The organism is Stenotrophomonas geniculata ATCC 19374 = JCM 13324 (assembly GCF_001431625.1).
Taxonomy (GTDB): Bacteria; Pseudomonadota; Gammaproteobacteria; order Xanthomonadales; family Xanthomonadaceae; genus Stenotrophomonas; species Stenotrophomonas geniculata.
Map to the genome: position 1 here is coordinate 1 of NZ_LLXT01000036.1, position 18,265 is coordinate 18,265.

14 protein-coding genes are annotated in these 18,265 nt (G+C 66.8%); 11 read left to right on the forward strand and 3 right to left on the reverse strand.

The features are described 5' to 3' along the window. Window positions 1-172 precede the first annotated feature (172 nt). Window positions 173-607, reverse strand: coding sequence for a VOC family protein (locus ARC63_RS02300; RefSeq protein WP_010485036.1), 435 nt, complete (start codon window positions 605-607; stop codon window positions 173-175). Window positions 608-945: 338 nt separating this feature from the next. Here ARC63_RS02300 and ARC63_RS02305 point away from each other — a divergent pair, with 338 nt between their 5' ends. Continuing rightward, entirely contained in the window at window positions 946-3,741 is a 2,796-nt protein-coding gene (locus ARC63_RS02305) for a beta-glucosidase family protein (RefSeq protein ID WP_082587798.1), read from the forward strand. A 124-nt stretch (window positions 3,742-3,865) separates the two neighbouring features. Here the strand turns inward: ARC63_RS02305 and ARC63_RS02310 are convergent, their stop codons facing one another. Then, window positions 3,866-4,771 carry a LysR family transcriptional regulator gene (locus ARC63_RS02310; RefSeq protein ID WP_057502421.1) on the reverse strand — a complete coding sequence of 302 codons (906 nt, stop codon included), beginning with the start codon at window positions 4,769-4,771 and terminating at the stop codon, window positions 3,866-3,868. A 105-nt stretch (window positions 4,772-4,876) separates the two neighbouring features. Here ARC63_RS02310 and ARC63_RS02315 point away from each other — a divergent pair, with 105 nt between their 5' ends. The 3 genes from ARC63_RS02315 (at window position 4,877) to ARC63_RS02325 (ending at window position 8,754) form a co-directional block, all read left to right on the forward strand. Continuing rightward, window positions 4,877-6,238 carry an MFS transporter gene (locus ARC63_RS02315; protein WP_057502422.1) on the forward strand — a complete coding sequence of 454 codons (1,362 nt, stop codon included), beginning with the start codon at window positions 4,877-4,879 and terminating at the stop codon, window positions 6,236-6,238. Next, complete coding sequence (locus tag ARC63_RS02320) at window positions 6,235-6,621, forward strand: DUF4440 domain-containing protein (RefSeq protein ID WP_019338312.1); 387 nt, start codon at window positions 6,235-6,237, stop codon at window positions 6,619-6,621. Before ARC63_RS02315 ends, ARC63_RS02320 begins: the two co-directional genes overlap by 4 nt. Window positions 6,622-6,843: 222 nt before the next feature. Beyond that, window positions 6,844-8,754: a CocE/NonD family hydrolase gene (locus tag ARC63_RS02325; RefSeq protein ID WP_057502423.1), complete on the forward strand. Its 1,911-nt coding sequence runs from the start codon at window positions 6,844-6,846 to the stop codon at window positions 8,752-8,754. A gap of 210 nt (window positions 8,755-8,964) precedes the next feature. On the opposite strand, the gene ARC63_RS02330 is transcribed toward ARC63_RS02325, so the two are convergent. Next, window positions 8,965-9,918 (reverse strand): helix-turn-helix transcriptional regulator, encoded by a 954-nt coding sequence (locus ARC63_RS02330; RefSeq protein ID WP_010485049.1) that lies wholly within the window; start codon window positions 9,916-9,918, stop codon window positions 8,965-8,967. Window positions 9,919-10,364: 446 nt separating this feature from the next. On the opposite strand from ARC63_RS02330, the gene ARC63_RS02335 reads away from it, so the two are divergent. The 7 genes from ARC63_RS02335 to ARC63_RS02365 all read left to right on the forward strand — a co-directional run bounded on the left by ARC63_RS02335 (window position 10,365) and on the right by ARC63_RS02365 (window position 18,243). After that, the gene (locus ARC63_RS02335; protein WP_049452746.1) at window positions 10,365-11,123 is read left to right on the forward strand and encodes an SDR family NAD(P)-dependent oxidoreductase; all 759 of its coding nucleotides are present in this window, start codon (window positions 10,365-10,367) and stop codon (window positions 11,121-11,123) included. A 130-nt stretch (window positions 11,124-11,253) separates the two neighbouring features. Further along, on the forward strand, window positions 11,254-11,706 hold the full coding sequence (locus ARC63_RS02340) for an MgtC/SapB family protein (protein ID WP_005410036.1): 453 nt from the start codon (window positions 11,254-11,256) through the stop codon (window positions 11,704-11,706). A gap of 224 nt (window positions 11,707-11,930) precedes the next feature. Next, on the forward strand, window positions 11,931-13,589 hold the full coding sequence (gene lldP / locus ARC63_RS02345; protein ID WP_057502424.1) for an L-lactate permease: 1,659 nt from the start codon (window positions 11,931-11,933) through the stop codon (window positions 13,587-13,589). Between the two features lie 53 nt (window positions 13,590-13,642). Further along, the gene (lldR, locus tag ARC63_RS02350) at window positions 13,643-14,407 is read left to right on the forward strand and encodes a transcriptional regulator LldR (protein ID WP_049482024.1); all 765 of its coding nucleotides are present in this window, start codon (window positions 13,643-13,645) and stop codon (window positions 14,405-14,407) included. 4 nt (window positions 14,408-14,411) lie between these two features. Continuing rightward, window positions 14,412-15,551 carry an FMN-dependent L-lactate dehydrogenase LldD gene (gene lldD / locus ARC63_RS02355; protein ID WP_057502425.1) on the forward strand — a complete coding sequence of 380 codons (1,140 nt, stop codon included), beginning with the start codon at window positions 14,412-14,414 and terminating at the stop codon, window positions 15,549-15,551. Then, window positions 15,548-17,248 carry a D-lactate dehydrogenase gene (dld, locus tag ARC63_RS02360; protein WP_057502426.1) on the forward strand — a complete coding sequence of 567 codons (1,701 nt, stop codon included), beginning with the start codon at window positions 15,548-15,550 and terminating at the stop codon, window positions 17,246-17,248. The genes lldD and dld overlap by 4 nt, the downstream gene beginning before the upstream one ends. Window positions 17,249-17,358: 110 nt before the next feature. Next, complete coding sequence (locus ARC63_RS02365) at window positions 17,359-18,243, forward strand: hypothetical protein (protein ID WP_057502427.1); 885 nt, start codon at window positions 17,359-17,361, stop codon at window positions 18,241-18,243. Window positions 18,244-18,265 lie beyond the last annotated feature (22 nt).

The following is an 18,265-nucleotide window of genomic DNA, read 5'->3' on the forward strand; positions in this document are numbered from 1 at the left end:
GGGGGGGGTCCGGGTGGGGGGGGGGGGGCCCCCATGGATGGCCACCCCGAGGCTACAGTGGACGTACTGCCGCCCCCCCCCGCAACCGGACCCACCCCGCCACCCCACAGGAACCCAGCTTTTGCTTCTGCTGTTGCATTGGCCGTTGCCTCTGCGGGTGCCGGGCGCACTCTCACCGCCCGTGCGGATCCGGCCGGTGATGCACGTACTCGACCACCGTGCCATCGGGATGCACCGCATTGAACGCCGCCCCGGTCGGCACCACCTGCAGCGGGAAGATGATCTCGGCACCGGCCGCGACCAGTTTGTCGTGATAGGGCCGAACGTCATCGACCAGCAGCGTCCCCGTGGTCGAAGTGAATGGCGCCAGCGCCTCATCGCAACCTTCGATCAGCAGGAATGCACCGACCATCGCCAGGCGTAGGCCGGCATCGGGAAACGGGAAGCCCGCATCGGCCACCACACCCTGCAACTGCTCGTAGAACGCCACGCTGCGCTCCAGTTCGCCAGGGGCAACGAATACCCGGATCAGCACGCGTGGGCTGCGCTGGGTGGAGGTATCACAGCGGTCACGCCAGAGATGATCGAAGTCGCGGTGTATGTTCATGGGCGGGGGCCAGGGCCGGTGACACCTCATTATCGGCAGCCCCACGCGGCCTGCTGATGACCGCCGGTGATGGCCTGATAACCGCTGGCCGGGTTGCCTCTGTGACTTAGGTCCTGTTGACAGGTGTGAACGCCCTCGCACAATCTTCACAGGATTGGGTCGCCCTGCGCGGCCCGGACAGGCAGGTTGTCACGCCGGGAGGAGGGTCCCAGGCGCAGACCGGCCCGTCCTTCGGCCTGCGGGAGGTTGCCTGGCAATTCCTGCGCGGCATGAACGCTGCACCCTTCGGCGGCACTTTCCCTGGACCGATTGCCTTGGCAACGGAATTACGCCTGCCGATGAAAACGTTTACAAAGCCGCTTGCACTGTCCCTGGCCCTGTCTGTCGCACTGGCCGCCCCGGCCTGGGCCGACCCCGCCGCGTTCACTGTGCTGACCCTGGAACAGGCCCCGACCGCCGAGACGATGCCGGCCTTGGCCGCCCAGCTGAAGACCCTGCAGGTGGACGCGGTGAGCGTGCGCCAGGTGCAGCGCGGCATTGGCCAGGTCGATCCGCTGCAGGTGCTGGCCGATGGCCTGGGCTACGAGTACCGCTTCATCGCCGCCGGCAGGGACGATGGCCAGATCCAGCGCGGCCAGGCCGTGCTGACCCGGCTGCCGATCGCCGCTGAATCCGGCCCGGACCAGCCGGGCCTGAGCTACCTGCGCCTGGACGATGGCCGCCACACGGTGGCGGTCTATACCGATGCCGGTGCAGGTGCCGCCCGGCTGCCAGCGCTGGTCACCCGTTCGCGGCTGGGTGCACCGGCGGTGCTGCTCGGTGCGGTGGCCGGTGAATCGGCCAAGGCCGCCGGCTTCGATCCGGCGCGTGTCGCCCTGGAAGCCGATGCCAGCTATTTCAGCGATGGTTTCCAGGCCGCCAGCAGTGCGCCGTTCAAGCTGGAAGGCAACACCCTGCGCGCCACCCTGCTGACCCTGGCCTATGCCGCCGACAAACATGGCGACAGGCCGTGGATGGACACCACCCTCAACGCCGATGCGCGCGCTGCGCTGCTGCTGAAGGCGATGACCGAGGACGAGAAGTTCCAGATGCTGCACAGCTACTTCGGGCTGGGCAAGGACGGTGGCCCGCTGCCGGAAGGCGCGGTCGGTTCGGCCGGTTACGTGCCGGGCGTGGCGCGGCTGGGCATTCCGTCGCAGCAGTCGGCCGATGCCGGCGTCGGCGTGACCAATCCGGGCGGCATCCGCCCGGGTGATTTCGCCACGGCGATGCCATCGGGCCCATCCACCGCATCGAGCTGGAACCGGCAGGTCGCCTTCGCGGGTGGCGCGACCATGGGCCGCGAGGCATGGCAGCAGCGCTTCAACATCCTGCTGTCGGGCAGCGTCAACCTGCAACGTGATCCGCGCAATGGCCGCAACTTCGAATATGCCGGTGAAGATCCGCTGCTGGCCGGTTCGATGGTCGGCGCGCTGATCCAGGGCGTGCAGAGCCAGCATGTGATCTCCTCGATGAAGCACTTCGCGCTGAACGACATGGAGACCCGCCGCAACTTCCACGACGTGCGCATTGGCGAACAGGCCATGCACGAGTCGGACCTCCTGGCCTTCGAGATCGCGCTGGAAGCCGGCCGCCCGGGCGTGGCGATGTGCTCGTACAACAAGATCAACGGCACCTACGGCTGCGAGAACGGCTACCTGATGAACCAGGTGCTGAAGCAGGAATGGAAGTTCCCCGGTTTCGTGATGTCCGACTGGGGTGGCGTGCACAGCGGTTCGAAGGCGGCGCTGGCCGGCCTGGACCAGCAGTCGGCCGGCGAAGTGTTCGACGCGGCGGTGTTCTTCGATGAGCCGCTGCGCTTGGCCGTGCATGGCGGCGTGGTGCCGCAGGCGCGCCTGAATGACATGGTCGCGCGCATCCTGCGCACGATGTTCCTGCATGGCAACTTCGACAACCCGCCGCAGCACCAGAAGGTCGATGCCGAGGCCGGCTTCGCCGTCGCCCAGCGCACGGTGGAAGAGGGCAGCGTGCTGCTGCGCAATGAAGGCAACCTGCTGCCGCTGGCCGACACGGTGAAGCGCATCGTCATCATCGGTGGCCACGCCGACAAGGGCGTGATTGGTGGCGGCGGTTCGTCGATGGTGGGCGTGACCGCCAAGGGCACCAATGCAGTGCCGGGCGTGCTGCCGACCACCTGGCCGGGCCCGGTGATCTTCCACCCGTCCTCGCCGCTGGAATCGCTGCGCGCAGCGCGTCCGGACGCGACCATCGAGTACGTGGACGGCACCAACGCCGCCGCCGCGGCCAGGGCTGCCGCGCAGGCCGACGTCGCCATCGTGTTCGCCACCCAGTGGGCCGCCGAATCGGTGGATCTGCCGGACATGCAGTTGCCGGACAACCAGGACGCGCTGATCTCGGCGGTGGCCAAGGCCAACCCGAAGACGGTGCTGGTGCTGGAAACCAATGGGCCGGTGCGCACGCCATGGCTGGCGCAGGTGCCGGCGATGCTGCAGGCCTGGTACCCGGGCATCCGCGGTGGCGAAGGCATTGCCGCGCTGTTGACCGGCCAGGTCAATCCGTCCGGCCGCCTGCCGGTGACCTGGGTGGTGGACGAATCGCAGCTGCCGCGCCCGCACATCGACGGCCTCGGCTTCAAGCCGGCCAAGCCGTTCGGTGATGTGTTCGATTTCGATATCGAAGGTGCCAACGTCGGTTACAAGTGGATGGCGGCCAAGGGCCTGAAGCCCACCTTCGCGTTCGGTCATGGCCTGTCCTACACCTCGTTCGCCTATGAAAACGTCAAGGTGAGTGTGGAAGGCTCGCGCCTGGTCGCCAGCGTGGACATTCGCAACACCGGCAAGCGCGCCGGTGCCGACGTGGCCCAGCTGTACCTGAAGCTGCCGGCCGGCAGCACCACGCCGATCCGCCTGATCGGCTATGACAAGGTGACCCTGCAGCCGGGCGAACAGCGCCGCATCCGCATCGAAGCCGAGCCGAAGACCCTGGCCCACTACGATGCACAGGCGCGCCAGTGGAAGATCGACGGTGGCACCTACCAGGTCCAGCTGTCGCGCAATGCCGCCGAGCCGCTGCAGACGGTGGACGTGCAGCTGGTGGAGCAGGTGCTGCGCTGATGCCTTGAAGACACGGCCCCGGAAGGGGCCGTGTTTGTTTGAGGTGTTTCTGTAGAGTCGAGCCCACGCTCGGCTGATGAACGGCCAAGGCCGAGCCGACACGCAGCCGAGCATGGGCTCGGCTCTACACAGGCGCGCTGCCAAACCACCCGCGCAGGAAATCGATCAGCTGCCGCACCTTCGGTGAGGGCTGCGTGCTGTGCGGGTAGACCGCGTACACGCTCTGCTGCGGGAAGCGGTGCTGGCGCAGCACCGGGCGCAGCCGGTCCTGGGCCAGGTCGTCCTCGATCAGCCAGCGTGGCAGCACGGTGACCCCGGCGCCGGCCACGGCGAAGGCACGCAGGCTGCTGGCACCATCTACGCGCACCACCGCATTGCCCGGGCTGGTGGCAAACAGGGCGTCGCTGCCATCCGGCGCCACCACCGGCACGTCGGCCAGGCGCGGGTAGCCGAGGCGGGGCAGGGTGCCCAGCTGCACGGGGTCGTCGGCAGCATCGGCAGAGGGCAGGCGTGCCAGCAGGGACGGAGCCGCCACGGGGCACAGTGGGTGGCGTTCCAATTCGCTGGCGTGCAGGCCCGAATCCGGCAGACGGCCGAGGCGGATCGCCAGATCGAAGCGTTCGGGAATCAGGTCCGCCGGCGCGGGAGACGTGGACAGGTGCAGCTGCAGGGCCGGGTGCCGCGCACGGAACGCCTCCAGCGCAGGAATCAAGCGTAGCTGGGCGTACTCCGGCGTGGTGGTCAGGCGCAGCACGCCCTGAAGCTGGTGCTGGTCGCGGCGCGCGGCATCGATCGCTGCCTGTGCGGCGTCCAACGCCTGCACGCAGTGCTGCAGGAACTGTTCGCCGGCCTCGGTCAGGGCCAGGTGGCGGGTACTGCGCAACAGCAGGGTCACGCCTAGCTCCTGCTCCAGCCGCTTCAGGTTGAAGCTGACCACCGCGCGGCTGAGGCCGAGCCGATCGGCTGCTGCGGTCAGGCTGCCGGCCTCGACCACGGCGCGGAAGATATCGAAGCGATCGAGGCTGACCATGGCAATTCATTGTCAAAGTGGATTTGACAGTGTTGCAGTTGCTGTCGTGTTTTTCCAACAAGGCCCGCACGGCATGCTGGCCGCTTCCCTGCTGGAGCGCCGCCGATGCCGTCCCCCCGCCTGCGCCATGAGGCGATCTTCCTGCTGGTGTTCGCCCTGGATCTGGTCAACATGTTCATCGCCACGGTGGCCTATCCGGCCTTGGTGGCGGAACTGCACGCTGATATCAACACCCTGGCCTGGGTCGGCACCGCCTACATGCTGGGCCTGAGCGTGGTGATTCCGTTGGCGCCCTGGCTGGCTGCGCGCTGCGGCGAGCGTCGCTTGCTGCTGGTGGCGTTGCTGTTGTTCGCGGTTGCCGCTGTGCTGGCTGGCGCAGCGCCGGGTATCGGCTGGCTGCTCGGCTGGCGCCTGCTGCAGGGGCTGGCCGGTGGCCTGCTGATTCCGGTCGCGCAGGCCGCGGCGTACCGGCAATGCACGGCGGATCAGCGAGGTGCACTGACCCGGCGCATCCTGCTGGTGGCGTTGCTGGTACCGGCACTGGCGCCCGCGTTGGGCGGGTTGTTGGTGCAGTGGTTGGCCTGGCGCGGCGTGCTCTGGGCCAGCCTGCCCTTGGCGGTGGTGGCGATCGCGCTTGTGCTGGCATGGATGCCGGCCGATGGCGTGCGCAGTGCGCCGCGGCTGCAGGCCTATGCGCTGTCCACCGCGATGCTGGCGCTGGGCGCGCTGCTGCTGGCGCTGACCTGGCTGGGTGAGTCCGGACACCGCGGCGCAGGTGCCGTGTTGTTGCTGGTCGCACTGCTGCTGGCGGTGGCCCACCTGCGGCATGCGCGTCGGCAGGCGCAGCCCCTCCTGCGCTGGTCGTTGTTGTCGCATCGTGGGCTGCGGCTGGCGATGCTGATCTATCTGGCCGTACCCGGTGTATTCATCGGCAGCCAGCTGGTCAGTACCCTGCAGCTCCACCAGGCCGGTTACAGCGCGGCACGCATCGGCGCGCTGATGCTGCCGTGGGCGCTGGCCTCGGCCACTGCGATCACGGCCAGCAAGCGCCTGCTGGCTCGCTTCGGCCCGGCCGCGGTACTGCGTACGGGCATGCTGCTGCAGGCCAGCGGCCTGCTGTTGATGGCGCTGCTGCCGCAGCCGGCCTTCGCGTTGGCCGCGCTGTTGTTCGCGCTGATGGGGGCGGGCGGCAGCCTGTGCAGCAGCACGGCGCAGACGCTGGCCTTCCATGGCGTGGAGGGTGAAGCGCTGGGCGATGCCAGTGCCCTCTGGAACCTCAACCGTCAGCTCAGCTTCTGCCTCGGTACCGCCGCCATTGCGCTGCTGCTGGCATTGGCCATGCAATGGCTGCCGGCAAACGCCACGCGCGTGGCGCTGGGGCTGGCCGCCCTACTGACTCTGCTGCCGATGGTATTGCTGCGTCGGCCGCAATCGATCCCTCTTTCCCAACCCGAGACAATGCAATGACGATGACCGCAGAGAACGAGTTCCATGATCTGATCGCCAAGCTGCAGGCCTGGTTCCGTGCGGAAGCAGCCGCCAGTACGCTGGATGCGCTGATGGATCATTTCTGCACCGACTTCAGCATGGTCGGTATTGCCGGGCAGCGCCTGGACCGCGAAGCCCTGGCCGGCATGTTCGCTGGCGGCCATGGTGCCCGCCCGGGCTTGCGTATCGAAATCGATGCCCTGCAGTTCATTGCGGTGCCGGCACCGTTGGCGATGCTGCGCTACCGTGAAGGGCAGGGCGTTGCTGAAGGTGGGATGGCCTGGCGTGAAGCACTGGCCGTGCTGCGGCAGGAAGACGGCCGTTGGCGTTGGCTGGCGTTGCATGAAGTAACGGCAGCCTGATGTTGTAGAGCCGAGCCCAGGCTCGGCTGCTCTTCGGGGAGGTTGCGGTGGCCCCAGCCGAGCGTGGGCTCGGCTCTACAACGGCCAGATGGATGCGTGCCCGTCGGGCAGCACATGTGCCATCAGTCCTGCCTGCATCCACCGCAGAATGCAAAGCCCGCACACACTTCACGGCTCGGGGCAGGAGTAGGCTTGAGGCTTTCCTGCCGGGAGGGGTTGTCCATGCGTGTGCGTGCCGTCGCTGTAGCCATTGCCCTTTGCCTGTCCAGCACCGTGCTGGCCGCCGATACCCCGCCGATGACCCCGGACATCAGCGACAAGCCCTTCGTTGCCCCTGATGTCGGTCGCGACTACGACAAGCGCGTGGTGATGGTGCCGATGCGTGACGGCACCAAGCTGTATACGGTGATCGTGGTGCCCAAGGGCGCCCGCAACGCGCCGATCCTGCTGACCCGCACACCTTACGATGCCGCTGGCCGCGCCAGCCGCAGTGATTCGCCACGCATGCGCGACCTGCTGCCGCAGGGCGACGAGGTGTTCGTCGACGGCGGTTACATCCGCGTGTTCCAGGACATCCGCGGCAAGTACGGCTCCGAAGGTGATTACGTGATGACCCGGCCGCTGCGCGGGCCGTTGAACAACACCAAGGTGGACCACTCCACCGATGCCTGGGACACCATCGACTGGCTGGTGAAGAACGTACCGGAGAGCAATGGCAAGGTCGGCATGCTCGGCTCGTCGTACGAGGGCTTCACCGTGGTGATGGCGCTGACCGACCCGCATCCGGCACTGAAGGTGGCTGCGCCGCAGAGCCCGATGGTCGATGGCTGGATGGGCGACGACTGGCTCAACTACGGTGCGTTCCGCCAGGTCAACTTCAACTATTTCGCGATGCAGACCGAGAAGCGCGGCAAGGGCACGCCGCTGCCCAGCCTCGGCTACGACGACTACAGCACCTTCCTGCGCATCGGTTCGGCCGGCGACTACGCGCGCTTCACCGGTGTGGACCAGCTGACCTGGTGGAAGAAGCTGGTTGAGCATCCTGCCTATGACGGGTTCTGGCAGGGCCAGGCGCTGGATGCGGTGATGGCGAAAACACCGCTGAAGGTGCCGACCATGTGGCTGCAGGGCCTGTGGGACCAGGAGGACATGTGGGGTGCCAACCATGCCTACCAGGCAATGGAAGGGCGCGACAGCGGCAACAACCGCAATTACCTGGTGATGGGGCCGTGGCGGCACAGCCAGGTGAACTACAGCGGCAGCGAACTGGGCGCGCTGAAGTTCGATGGCGATACCGCGCTGCAGTTCCGCCGTGATGTACTCAAGCCGTTCTTCGACCAGTACCTGGTGGACGGTGCGCCGAAGGCGGACACGCCGCCGGTGCTGATCTACAACACCGGTGAGAACCACTGGGATCGCCTGAAGGGTTGGCCGCGCAGCTGCGACAAGGGCTGTGCCGCCAGCAGCAAGCCGCTGTTCCTGCGCGCCGGCGGCAAGCTGGCGTTCCAGGCGCCGGCGGCGGGCGAGGGCGACTTCGAGGAGTATGTGTCCGATCCGGCCAAGCCAGTGCCGTTCGTGCCGCGCCCGGTACGTTTCGGTGACCGCGACATGTGGACCACCTGGCTGGTCAAGGACCAGCGCTTCGTCGATGGTCGCCCGGACGTGCTGACCTTCATCACCGAACCGCTGGCCGCGCCGCTGCGCATCGGCGGCGCACCGGTGGTGCATCTGCAGGCCTCGACCAGTGGCACCGACAGCGACTGGGTGGTGAAGTTGATCGATGTGTATCCGGACCAGGAAGCGTCCACGCCGGAGATGGGGGGCTATGAGTTGCCGGTGTCGCTGGCGATCTTCCGTGGCCGCTACCGCGAGAGCTTCAGTGATCCGAAGCCGCTGGCGGCCAACGAAGTGCTGCCGTACCGCTTCGATCTGCCCAACGCCAACCACACCTTCCAGAAGGGGCACCGGGTGATGGTGCAGGTGCAGTCCAGCCTGTTCCCGCTGTACGACCGCAACCCGCAGACCTACGTGCCGAACATCTACCTGGCCAAGCCGGGCGATTACCAGAAGGCCACGCAGCGGGTCTGGCACAGCGCGGCACAGGCGAGCTACATCGATCTGCCGGTGTATTGAAGCGGCCAGGGTGACGCCGGGCATGGCCCGGCGCTACCCGGGGATGTGCGGTGTCGGTAGCGCCGGGCCATGCCCGGCGGCGTTGATGGTGCCGGCCGCTGGCCGGCCTCCGCGATGGCACGGGAGCGTGTCGACCAAGGTCGACACCTGCCAGGGCTGGGCCATGGCATGCCGATCGACCAAGGTCGGCACCTATCAGGGCACCAGCCTTCAGCCCACCTTCGAGGGGCCCGTGCGCCAGCGGCTGGGTACCAGGCCGAAACGTTTGCGGAATGCAGCGGCGAAATTGCTGGGGTGGCGGTAACCACTGGCGGCGGCGGCCTGCTCAACCGTCCATCCGTCTTCGCGCAGCCCCTGTTCGGCGTGGCGCATGCGCTGCTCGTGCAGGTAGTCGAATACCGAGCAGCCGTACTGCTGGGCGAAATGACGGCGCAGCGAGCTCGGGCTCATGCAGGCCAACTGGGCCAGTTCGATCAGACTGTGGGCATGGCTGGGATCGTCGTGCAGGTAGGCGCGCACACGCTCCAGCCGCTCGCGCTGGCCCGCGCGCAGCGTTCGTACATGGTCGGTCTGCAGATCCTCGGCCTTCAGGCCAACGGCCAGCAGCTGCAGTGCGACGCCTTCCCGCCACAAGGCGTCGATGCCGTCCTCCCATGGGCTGTCGAACAGCTGGCCCAGCACTGGCAGCAGGGTATGCGGAATGGCCCAGTGGCGGCATTCCAGGTGGGTGTTGAGCGCGGTTTCCAGCTGCGGCAGATGGAACAGGTCCGGGTCGATCTGGCCGGGCACCATCACGCTGACGCCGCGCATGCGCGTTTCGCCGGGATGCGCACCCGTCATCTCGACCTGTTCGCGGTGGTGCGCGGTCATTGCCGTGCCAGCGCGCAGGGTGAAACCAGCGCGTCGCGGAATGCGCACATCGACCTGGCCCTGCAGCATCACGCGGATGGCCAGGCCGGGACTCTGATGGGCGGTCGCCACATAAGGAAAGCGATTATGGACGTCGGAGGCGATCAGGCTCATGCCGCCGCGCAGGAACTGCTCGTTGACCTCGCCATGGCCGGCCCACTGGTCGTCGCGCAGGTGTTCCGGGTCGGCGCGGTAATCGAAGCCATGGCGGTGGCCGAAGCGGCGGTAATCAGCAAAAGTGAAATATCGGGACATCGCTCGGCACGTGCTTTGGAGGTGGACGCTGGCATTACCTCGCCCACGCACTCTGCAACACAGATGCAGATCCGGTCGTTACCCGTGAGACATGCTGGGAAGCAGTGGCATGGGCACTCTGGAGGGTGGGGGGAACACCAGGTTGAATTGAATGTGTCGGAGAAAATGGAAACGTTTCCCATTGTCGCCTCGATTCGCGCGCTTTTGATTTAAATATGGTCAAAACGATTGACGATTACGGCCAAAGTGAAAATGCCGCCGAACATACGCCAGCGTTTTGCATGCATATCCGTACGCAATTCCATACATCAACTTGAGTTGAGGTTTCATGGCTGGAACGATCCGCCATGGACGCGATGTCAGCCAGGCCATCACGGGCGCACGCGTAGGGTGGGGCGGTTGGCTGTTGCAGGCCACTTCGATACCCCCACTGATGGAGAACGCAGATGATTGACTACCAGCTCACCGGCAAGACCGCGATCGTGACCGGCGGCGTGTCCGGTATAGGCCTGGCTGTGGCGCAGACCCTGGCGGCGTCCGGCGCGCGGATCTCGGTCTGGGATCTGAAGCAGGATGCGGTCGATGCCACCGTGGCGCAGTTGCGGGATGCGGGTGCACAGGCCATCGGCATCGCGCTGGACGTCACCGACGACGCTGCGGTGGAGGCGGCAGTACAGCGCACGATCAAGGAACTCGACGGCCTGCATGTGGCGGTCAACAACGCCGGTATCGGCGGGCCGGCTGCCAGCAGCGGTGACTATCCGATCGATGGCTGGCAGCGGGTTATCGACGTCAACCTCACCAGCGTGTTCCTGTGCCAGCGTGCGCAGATCCAGGCGATGCGAGCCGCTGGAACCGGCGGCAGCATCATCAACATGGCCTCGATCCTGGGCCAGGTGGGCTATGCCGGTTCCACTGCGTACGTGGCGGCCAAGCACGGCGTGGTTGGGCTGACCCAGACCGCCGCCTGGGAACATGCGGCCGACGGCATCCGTGTCAACGCGGTCGGCCCGGGCTTCATCAGCACACCGCTGCTGGAGAAGATGGACCCGAAGGTGCGCGCCACGCTGGAAGGCCGCCATGCATTGAAGCGGCTGGGCACGGCCGAGGAAGTTGCGGCGCTGGTGGCCTGGCTGGCCAGCGACGATGCCTCGTTCGCGACCGGCGCGTACTACGCCATCGATGGTGGCTATCTGGCGCAATGATGCGGTAATCGCAGGCGACGGTGATGCCGGGCAGGGCCCGGCGCTGCCGGGTGAACGGGCTGTGGTGCGGCCTTCACCGTTGTGCCACGGCTGCCGCGCGACGCTCCGGGAAAATCCCGGAGCCTCTCCCATGGAACTCACCCAGGATGTCTCGATCCTGCTGCGCGTGGCCGCAGCCATGTTGTTCGGCGGCGTGCTCGGCGTCGAGCGCGAGATGGGCAAGCACGCGGCGGGCCTGCGCACGCACATGCTGATCGCCGGTGCCGCCGCACTGATTGTCGGCCTCGGCGACTCGGTGGCTGAGCATTTCCAGCAGGAGCGCTATCGCGACCTGCTGCAGGTCGACCCGGTCCGTCTGATCGAAGCGGTGGTGGCCTGTGTTGGCTTCGTTGCCGCTGGCACCATCCTGCGCGGCTCACGTGAAGACCAGGTCAGCGGATTGACTACCGCAAGCTCACTGATCATGGCGGCGGCCATTGGCATCGCCGTGGGCATCGGTAAATACGTGATTGCGATCGGCGTCAGCGTGCTGTGCGTGCTGGTGCTGGCGGTGATGCGGCGGTTGGAGAAACGGATCTCGTAAGGAATCTCGAGTTGCCGGCCAGTGGCCGGCATTACCATGGCGGCCTGAATGGTCGGACCAATATGACATCTAGCGCTATGGTCTAATAGGCTCTTCGTCGGAGTGGCGGTTAAATCCGCTGCAAGTGGTCTGATCGAAATCTTTATTGGTACGACCAATGTTCGACAGTCACGGCGACCCACCGCCTGCGGTGGGGCACCTTCCGCATCCAGTCGAGAGTCTTCATGCAGCCCTGGCAACACCTGTACGACCCCGCCGGCAACCTGTGGTTGTCCAGCCTGATCGCGCTGCTGCCGATCGCGTTCTTCTTCATTGCCCTGGCCGTGCTGCGCATGAAGGGCTGGCTGGCCGGCACGATCACCGTGGCCATCGCACTCGGCGTGGCCCTGCTGTTCTACGGCATGCCGCTGAGCCAGGCGCTTGGCGCGGCCGGCTTCGGCTTCGTCTATGGCCTGTGGCCGATCGCCTGGATCATCATCGGTGCCGTATTCCTCTACAAGGTCTCGGTCAAGACCGGGCAGTTCGACATCATCCGCGCCTCGATCCTCTCGGTCACCGAGGATCAGCGCCTGCAGATGCTGATGGTCGGCTTCGCCTTTGGCGCCTTCCTCGAAGGCGCGGCCGGTTTCGGTGCGCCGGTGGCGATCACCGCAGCGTTGCTGGTCGGGCTGGGCTTCAAGCCGCTGTATGCCGCCGGCCTGTGCCTGATCGTCAACACCGCGCCGGTGGCGTTCGGTGCAATGGGCATTCCGATCATCGTGGCCGGGCAGGTCACCGGCCTGGATGCATTCGAGATCGGCCAGATGGCCGGCCGCCAGCTGCCGTTCCTGACCATCATCGTGCTGTTCTGGATCATGGCGATCATGGATGGCTGGCGCGGCATCAGGGAAACGTGGCCGGCGGTGCTGGTTGCGGGTGGCTCGTTCGCCATCGCGCAGTACCTGACCTCCAATTTCATCGGCCCGGAACTGCCGGACATCACCGCGTCGCTGGCGTCGCTGGTGTGCCTGACCCTGTTCCTGCGCCGCTGGAAGCCGGTGCGGATCTTCCGCTTCGATACCGAAACCAGCGCCGAGGCGGCCGCACAGGCACTGGAAGCGCCCCGCTACAGCGTTGGCCAGATCGCCAAGGCGTGGTCGCCGTTCCTGATCCTCACCGCGATGGTCACGCTGTGGAGCATCAAGCCGTTCAAGTCGCTGTTCGCGGCGGGTGGCCCGCTGGAAAGCTGGGTGCTCAAGATCCCGGTGCCGGGCCTGGACCAGATGGTGCAGAAGATGCCGCCGATCGTGGATGCACCGTTGAGCTACGAAGCCGTCTACAAGTTCGACTGGTTCTCGGCCACCGGTACCTCGATCATCCTCGCTGCGGTGATCGCGATCATCGCGCTGCGCATGCCGGCCCGTTCGGCGCTGCGCACCTTCGGCGAAACCGTGCGCGAGCTGCGCATGCCGATCTACTCGATCGGCATGGTGCTCGCCTTCGCCTTCATCGCCAACTATTCGGGCCTGTCGGCGACGCTGGCGCTGGCATTGGCGCACACCGGCGACGCGTTCCCGTTCTTCTCGCCATTCCTGGGCTGGCTGGGCGTGTTCCTGACCGGTTCGGATACCTCGTCCAATGCGCTGTTCTCGGCCCTGCAGGCAACCACCGCGCAGCAGATCGGCGTGTCCGACGTGCTGCTGGTGGCGGCCAACACCACTGGCGGTGTCACCGGCAAGATGATCTCGCCGCAGTCGATCGCCATTGCCTGCGCAGCGGTCGGCCTGGCCGGCAAGGAATCGGACCTGTTCCGTTTCACGGTCAAGCACAGCCTGATCTTCACCACGATGGTCGGCCTGATCACCCTGGCCCAGGCCTACTGGCTGACCTGGATGATTCCCTGAGCCATGCACGCTTGGCCGACCACCCGCTGCGCGCTTCGGGCCACAATGGCGCCATGAGCACGCAACGTATTTCGGACAAGGTGGCCGCACAGCTGCGCGGCCTGGTGCAGGAACAACAGCTGCAGCCCGGTGACCGGCTGCCGGCCGAGCGCACCCTGGCGGTGCAGCTGGGGGTCTCGCGCACGGCGTTGCGCGAAGCCATCGCGCAGCTGGCCAGCCAGGGCCTGCTGACCGCACGCGTCGGTGGCGGCACCTATGTAGCCGAACCTGCGGCGCGCGCGCGGCAGGCGCTGGATGAACCGCTGGCGCCGTACCTGCCGCTGTTCCAGGGCGACCCGGAATACCGCTTCGACGTGCTGGAGATCCGCCACGCGCTGGAAGGTGCCACCGCCTGGCATGCCGCATTGCGCGCTACCGACGAGGACCGCACGCGCATCGCGCAGGCCTTCCAGACCATGATGGACGCGCACGGCAAGGACGACCCCACCGGCGAAGCGGAGGCCGACGCGGCTTTTCATCTGTCCATCGCCGAGGCCTCGCACAACCTGGTGCTGCTGCAGGTGATGCGTGGCCTGTTCGAGCTGCTGCAGACCAACATCTCGCAGAGCCGCGAAAAGCTCTACACCTCGGCGAGGACCTTCTCGCCGCTGTCCGACCAGCACCGCGAGATGATGGACGCGGTGCTGGCAGGCGACCCCGAACGCGCGCGCGCCGCCGCGCATGCCCACCTCGAGTTCGTGCACACCACGCTGCGCACCCTCGATGACAACGAAGCCCGGCGTGCGCGGGCCTCGCGTCTACCTTCCCCACACGGTTGACCCCATGATCATCTCCGCCTCCACCGATTACCGTGCCGCAGCGCAACGCCGGCTGCCGCCGTTCCTGTTCCACTACATCGATGGCGGCGCGTATGCCGAGCACACGCTGAAGCGCAACGTTTCCGACCTGTCCGACATCGCGCTGCGCCAGCGCATCCTGCGCAACATGTCCGACCTGAGCCTGGAAACCGAGCTGTTCGGCGAAAAGCTGGCAATGCCGGTGGCGCTGGCGCCGGTCGGCCTGACCGGCATGTATGCCCGGCGCGGTGAGGTACAGGCGGCGCGCGCGGCCGACAGCCGCGGCATCCCGTTCACCCTGTCCACCGTATCGGTGTGCCCGATCGAGGAAGTGGCACCGGCCATCCAGCGGCCGATGTGGTTCCAGCTGTATGTGCTGCGCGACCGCGGCTTCATGCGCAATGCGCTGGAGCGGGCACAGGCCGCGGGCGTGACCACGCTGGTGTTCACCGTGGACATGCCGGTGCCGGGTGCGCGCTACCGCGATGCACACTCCGGCATGAGCGGCCCGAACGCCTCGCTGCGCCGCATCGGCCAGGCCATCACCCATCCGCACTGGGCGTGGGACGTGGGCCTGTTCGGCCGCCCGCATGATCTGGGCAACATTTCCACCTACCGCGGCAACCCGACCGGGCTCGAGGACTACATCGGCTGGCTGGGCAGCAACTTCGATCCGTCCATTTCATGGAAGGACCTGGAATGGATCCGCGAGTTCTGGAAGGGCCCGATGGTGATCAAGGGCATCCTCGACCCGGATGATGCGCGTGACGCGGTGAAGTTCGGTGCCGATGGCATCGTGGTCTCCAACCACGGTGGCCGCCAGCTGGACGGCGTGCTGTCCACCGCGCGCGCACTGCGGGCGATTGCCGATGCCGTGCAGGGTGATCTGAAGATCCTCGCCGATTCGGGCGTCCGCACCGGCCTGGACGTGGTGCGCATGCTGGCATTGGGCGCCGACACCGTGCTGCTGGGCCGTGCCTTCGTCTATGCGCTGGCCGCCCAAGGCGAGGCCGGCGTGGCCAACCTGCTGGACCTGATCGCCAAGGAAATGCGCGTGGCGATGACACTGACCGGCGCGCGCCGCATCGCCGACATCGGCCGCGATTCGCTGGTCAGCCTGCCGTGAGTGGCCACGATGCCGTGCTGGCGCAGTTGCGCGACGCGGTCGGCAACCGCCATGTACTGACCGGCGACAAGGCCACGCGCCGCTTCCGCCGTGGCTATCGTTTCGGCGACGGCCCGGTGCTGGCCGTAGTGCGCCCGGGTACGCTGCTGGAACTGTGGCGCGTGCTGCAGGCAGCGGTGCAGGGTGGGGCGGCGATCATCCTGCAGGCGGCCAATACCGGCCTGACCGGTGGCTCGACCCCGGATGGCAACGACTACGGGCGGCCGATCGTGCTGGTCAGCACGCTGCGCCTGACCGGTATCCAGCTGTTGAACGAAGGCCGCCAGGTGCTGTGCCTGCCCGGCGCCACGCTGGACCGGCTGGAGCAGACGCTGGCACCGCTCGGCCGCGAACCACATTCGGTGATCGGCTCGTCCTGCATCGGTGCGTCGGTGCTGGGCGGCATCTGCAACAACTCCGGCGGCGCGCTGGTGCGCCGTGGCCCGGCCTATACCGAGCTGGCGCTGTATGCGCAGGTCGATGCGGATGGCCAGCTGCAACTGGTCAACCATCTGGGCATCGCGCTGGGTGATACGCCCGAGCAGATCCTGCAGCGCCTGCAGGTGGGCGACTACAGCGCGGCGGATGTTGGCGATGGCAACGGCCGCGCGGCCTCCGATCCCCGCTATGCCGAGGAAGTGCGCAAGGTCGATGCCGATACGCCGGCGCGTTTCAACGCCGACCCCAGCCGCCACTTCGAAGCGGCCGGTTCGGCCGGCAAGCTGGCGGTGTTCGCGGTGCGCCTGGACACCTTCGAAAAAGAGGCTGCCGAGGTCTTCTATATCGGCAGCAATCGCACCGACAGCCTCACCGCGATCCGTCGCCAGCTGCTGACCGGCTTCGAGCGCCTGCCGATCGCGGGCGAGTACATTCACCGCGATGCCTATGACATCGGCGAGCGCTACGGCAAGGACAGCTTCCTGCTGATTGATCGCCTCGGCACCTCCCGTGTGCCCGCGGCGTTCGCATTGAAGAGCCGCGTCGATGGCTGGTTCGAACGGCTGGGCCTGCGCGGGGTGACCGACCGGGTGATGCAGGTGCTGACCGGCCTGCTGCCCTCGCACCTGCCAAAGCGCATGGGCGAGTTCCGGCAACGCTACGAGCATCACCTGTTGCTGAAGGTCTCTGCCCAGGACGCTGCGGAAACCGAGGCCTGGTTGCGCAGGTTCTTCGCCGGCCACGAAGGCGGCTATTTCCACTGCACGGCCGAGGAGGGACGCAAGGCGTTCCTGCATCGCTTTGCCGTGGCCGGTGCCGCAGTGCGCTACCGTGAAGTGCATCGTGACCAGGTGCAGGACATCGTCGCGCTGGACATCGCGCTGCGACGTGACGACGCCGACTGGTTCGAACAGCTACCGGCGGATATCGACGGCCGCCTGCTGCACAAGCTGTATTACGGGCACTTCCTCTGCCACGTGTTCCACCAGGACTACATCGCCCGCAAAGGTGAAGACCCGATGGCGATCGAGCATGCGATGTGGGCATTGCTGGACCAGCGGGGCGCCGAGTATCCGGCCGAGCACAATGTCGGCCACCTGTATCCGGCCAAGCCGGCGCTGGCGGGCTTCTACAGGCAGCTGGACCCGAGCAATACGTTCAATCCCGGTATCGGCCAGACCTCGAAGGCCAAGGGGTGGGGTGGCTGCGACTGCGGATGATGTAGAGCCGAGCCGGCGCTTGGCTGGTGTTTGTGGTGAGAAGCAGTCGAGCAGGGCTCGACGCGCCCGGGCAACGGTTACCATCGGAAGCCCAACCGCAGGAGCCGTCCATGCCCACCGCTGCCGCTCGCGCCACCCTGTGCACTGCATTGCTGGCGATCCCGCTGCTGGCGCTGGCCCAGAGCGCGATCCTGCCGCAGCAGCGCGATGCCGCCGGCAACGTGATGGAGCCGCTGGGACAGGTACTGATCGCGAGTGAGACTGGACCGTCGGGGCTTTATGACTGCACGCGGGACAGCAACTGGTGCGTGCGCGTGCAGCCGGTGGCCGAGGAGGGGGACCGGCCCACCCTGCTTGAAGTGCTTGAGAAGGGGCCGGGCCAGGGCAAGCCGCACACCTACCACGTCAGCATCGACGTGCCGCAGGAAAGCGAGCTGTCGCTGTGGCCGTGGATCGTGCGCCTGGCCCCGGGCGTGGGCAGCGATGAAACAGTGACCGACCCGCAGCAGCGCACCCGCCAGAATGTGCTGGTGGGCGGCATCGTCACGTTCAGCACCATGTACTCCGGTGGCGGTGCCGATGCGTCCACGCTGCAGTTGGCACGCGTGCGCCACCTGCAGGACGACATCCAGGTGGACGACGACGTGCTGACCGTGCCATGGCTGGGCAATGCGATGATCCGCGCCTGTTTCAGCGAGCAGGACAGCAAGCAGCGTGCAGGCGCCTGCCACGACGAATACAGCTTTTCGGCGAAGCTGGCGCTGGATCCAGCAGGGCAGGGCATGCCCGTGCTGCGCTACCAGACCGTGGCGACCCGGTTCCCGGCCGGTGTTTCGCGCTTCGAGGATTCGCTGGCCAAGGGGCCGCTGAAGAAGAAAGACCTGCGCACCGAGCAGGATCCGGCGTGCACCTATACGCGGTTGTTCCACTTCCGCGAGGGCATGTTCCACCCGGACCAGGCGCTGCCGGACTGCGCCGGCTATACCGAACCCTGAAGTGTAGAGTCGAGATCCTATG

Excerpts from the sequence above, each read along its gene's own strand:
- ARC63_RS02300 (WP_010485036.1), bottom strand. The coding sequence starts at position 607 with ATGAACATACACCGCGACTTCGATCATCTCTGGCGTGACCGCTGTGAT.
- ARC63_RS02305 (WP_082587798.1), top strand. The coding sequence starts at position 946 with ATGAAAACGTTTACAAAGCCGCTTGCACTGTCCCTGGCCCTGTCTGTC.
- ARC63_RS02310 (WP_057502421.1), bottom strand. The coding sequence starts at position 4,771 with ATGGTCAGCCTCGATCGCTTCGATATCTTCCGCGCCGTGGTCGAGGCC.
- ARC63_RS02315 (WP_057502422.1), top strand. The coding sequence starts at position 4,877 with ATGCCGTCCCCCCGCCTGCGCCATGAGGCGATCTTCCTGCTGGTGTTC.
- ARC63_RS02320 (WP_019338312.1), top strand. The coding sequence starts at position 6,235 with ATGACGATGACCGCAGAGAACGAGTTCCATGATCTGATCGCCAAGCTG.
- ARC63_RS02325 (WP_057502423.1), top strand. The coding sequence starts at position 6,844 with ATGCGTGTGCGTGCCGTCGCTGTAGCCATTGCCCTTTGCCTGTCCAGC.
- ARC63_RS02330 (WP_010485049.1), bottom strand. The coding sequence starts at position 9,918 with ATGTCCCGATATTTCACTTTTGCTGATTACCGCCGCTTCGGCCACCGC.
- ARC63_RS02335 (WP_049452746.1), top strand. The coding sequence starts at position 10,365 with ATGATTGACTACCAGCTCACCGGCAAGACCGCGATCGTGACCGGCGGC.
- ARC63_RS02340 (WP_005410036.1), top strand. The coding sequence starts at position 11,254 with ATGGAACTCACCCAGGATGTCTCGATCCTGCTGCGCGTGGCCGCAGCC.
- lldP (WP_057502424.1), top strand. The coding sequence starts at position 11,931 with ATGCAGCCCTGGCAACACCTGTACGACCCCGCCGGCAACCTGTGGTTG.
- lldR (WP_049482024.1), top strand. The coding sequence starts at position 13,643 with ATGAGCACGCAACGTATTTCGGACAAGGTGGCCGCACAGCTGCGCGGC.
- lldD (WP_057502425.1), top strand. The coding sequence starts at position 14,412 with ATGATCATCTCCGCCTCCACCGATTACCGTGCCGCAGCGCAACGCCGG.
- ARC63_RS02365 (WP_057502427.1), top strand. The coding sequence starts at position 17,359 with ATGCCCACCGCTGCCGCTCGCGCCACCCTGTGCACTGCATTGCTGGCG.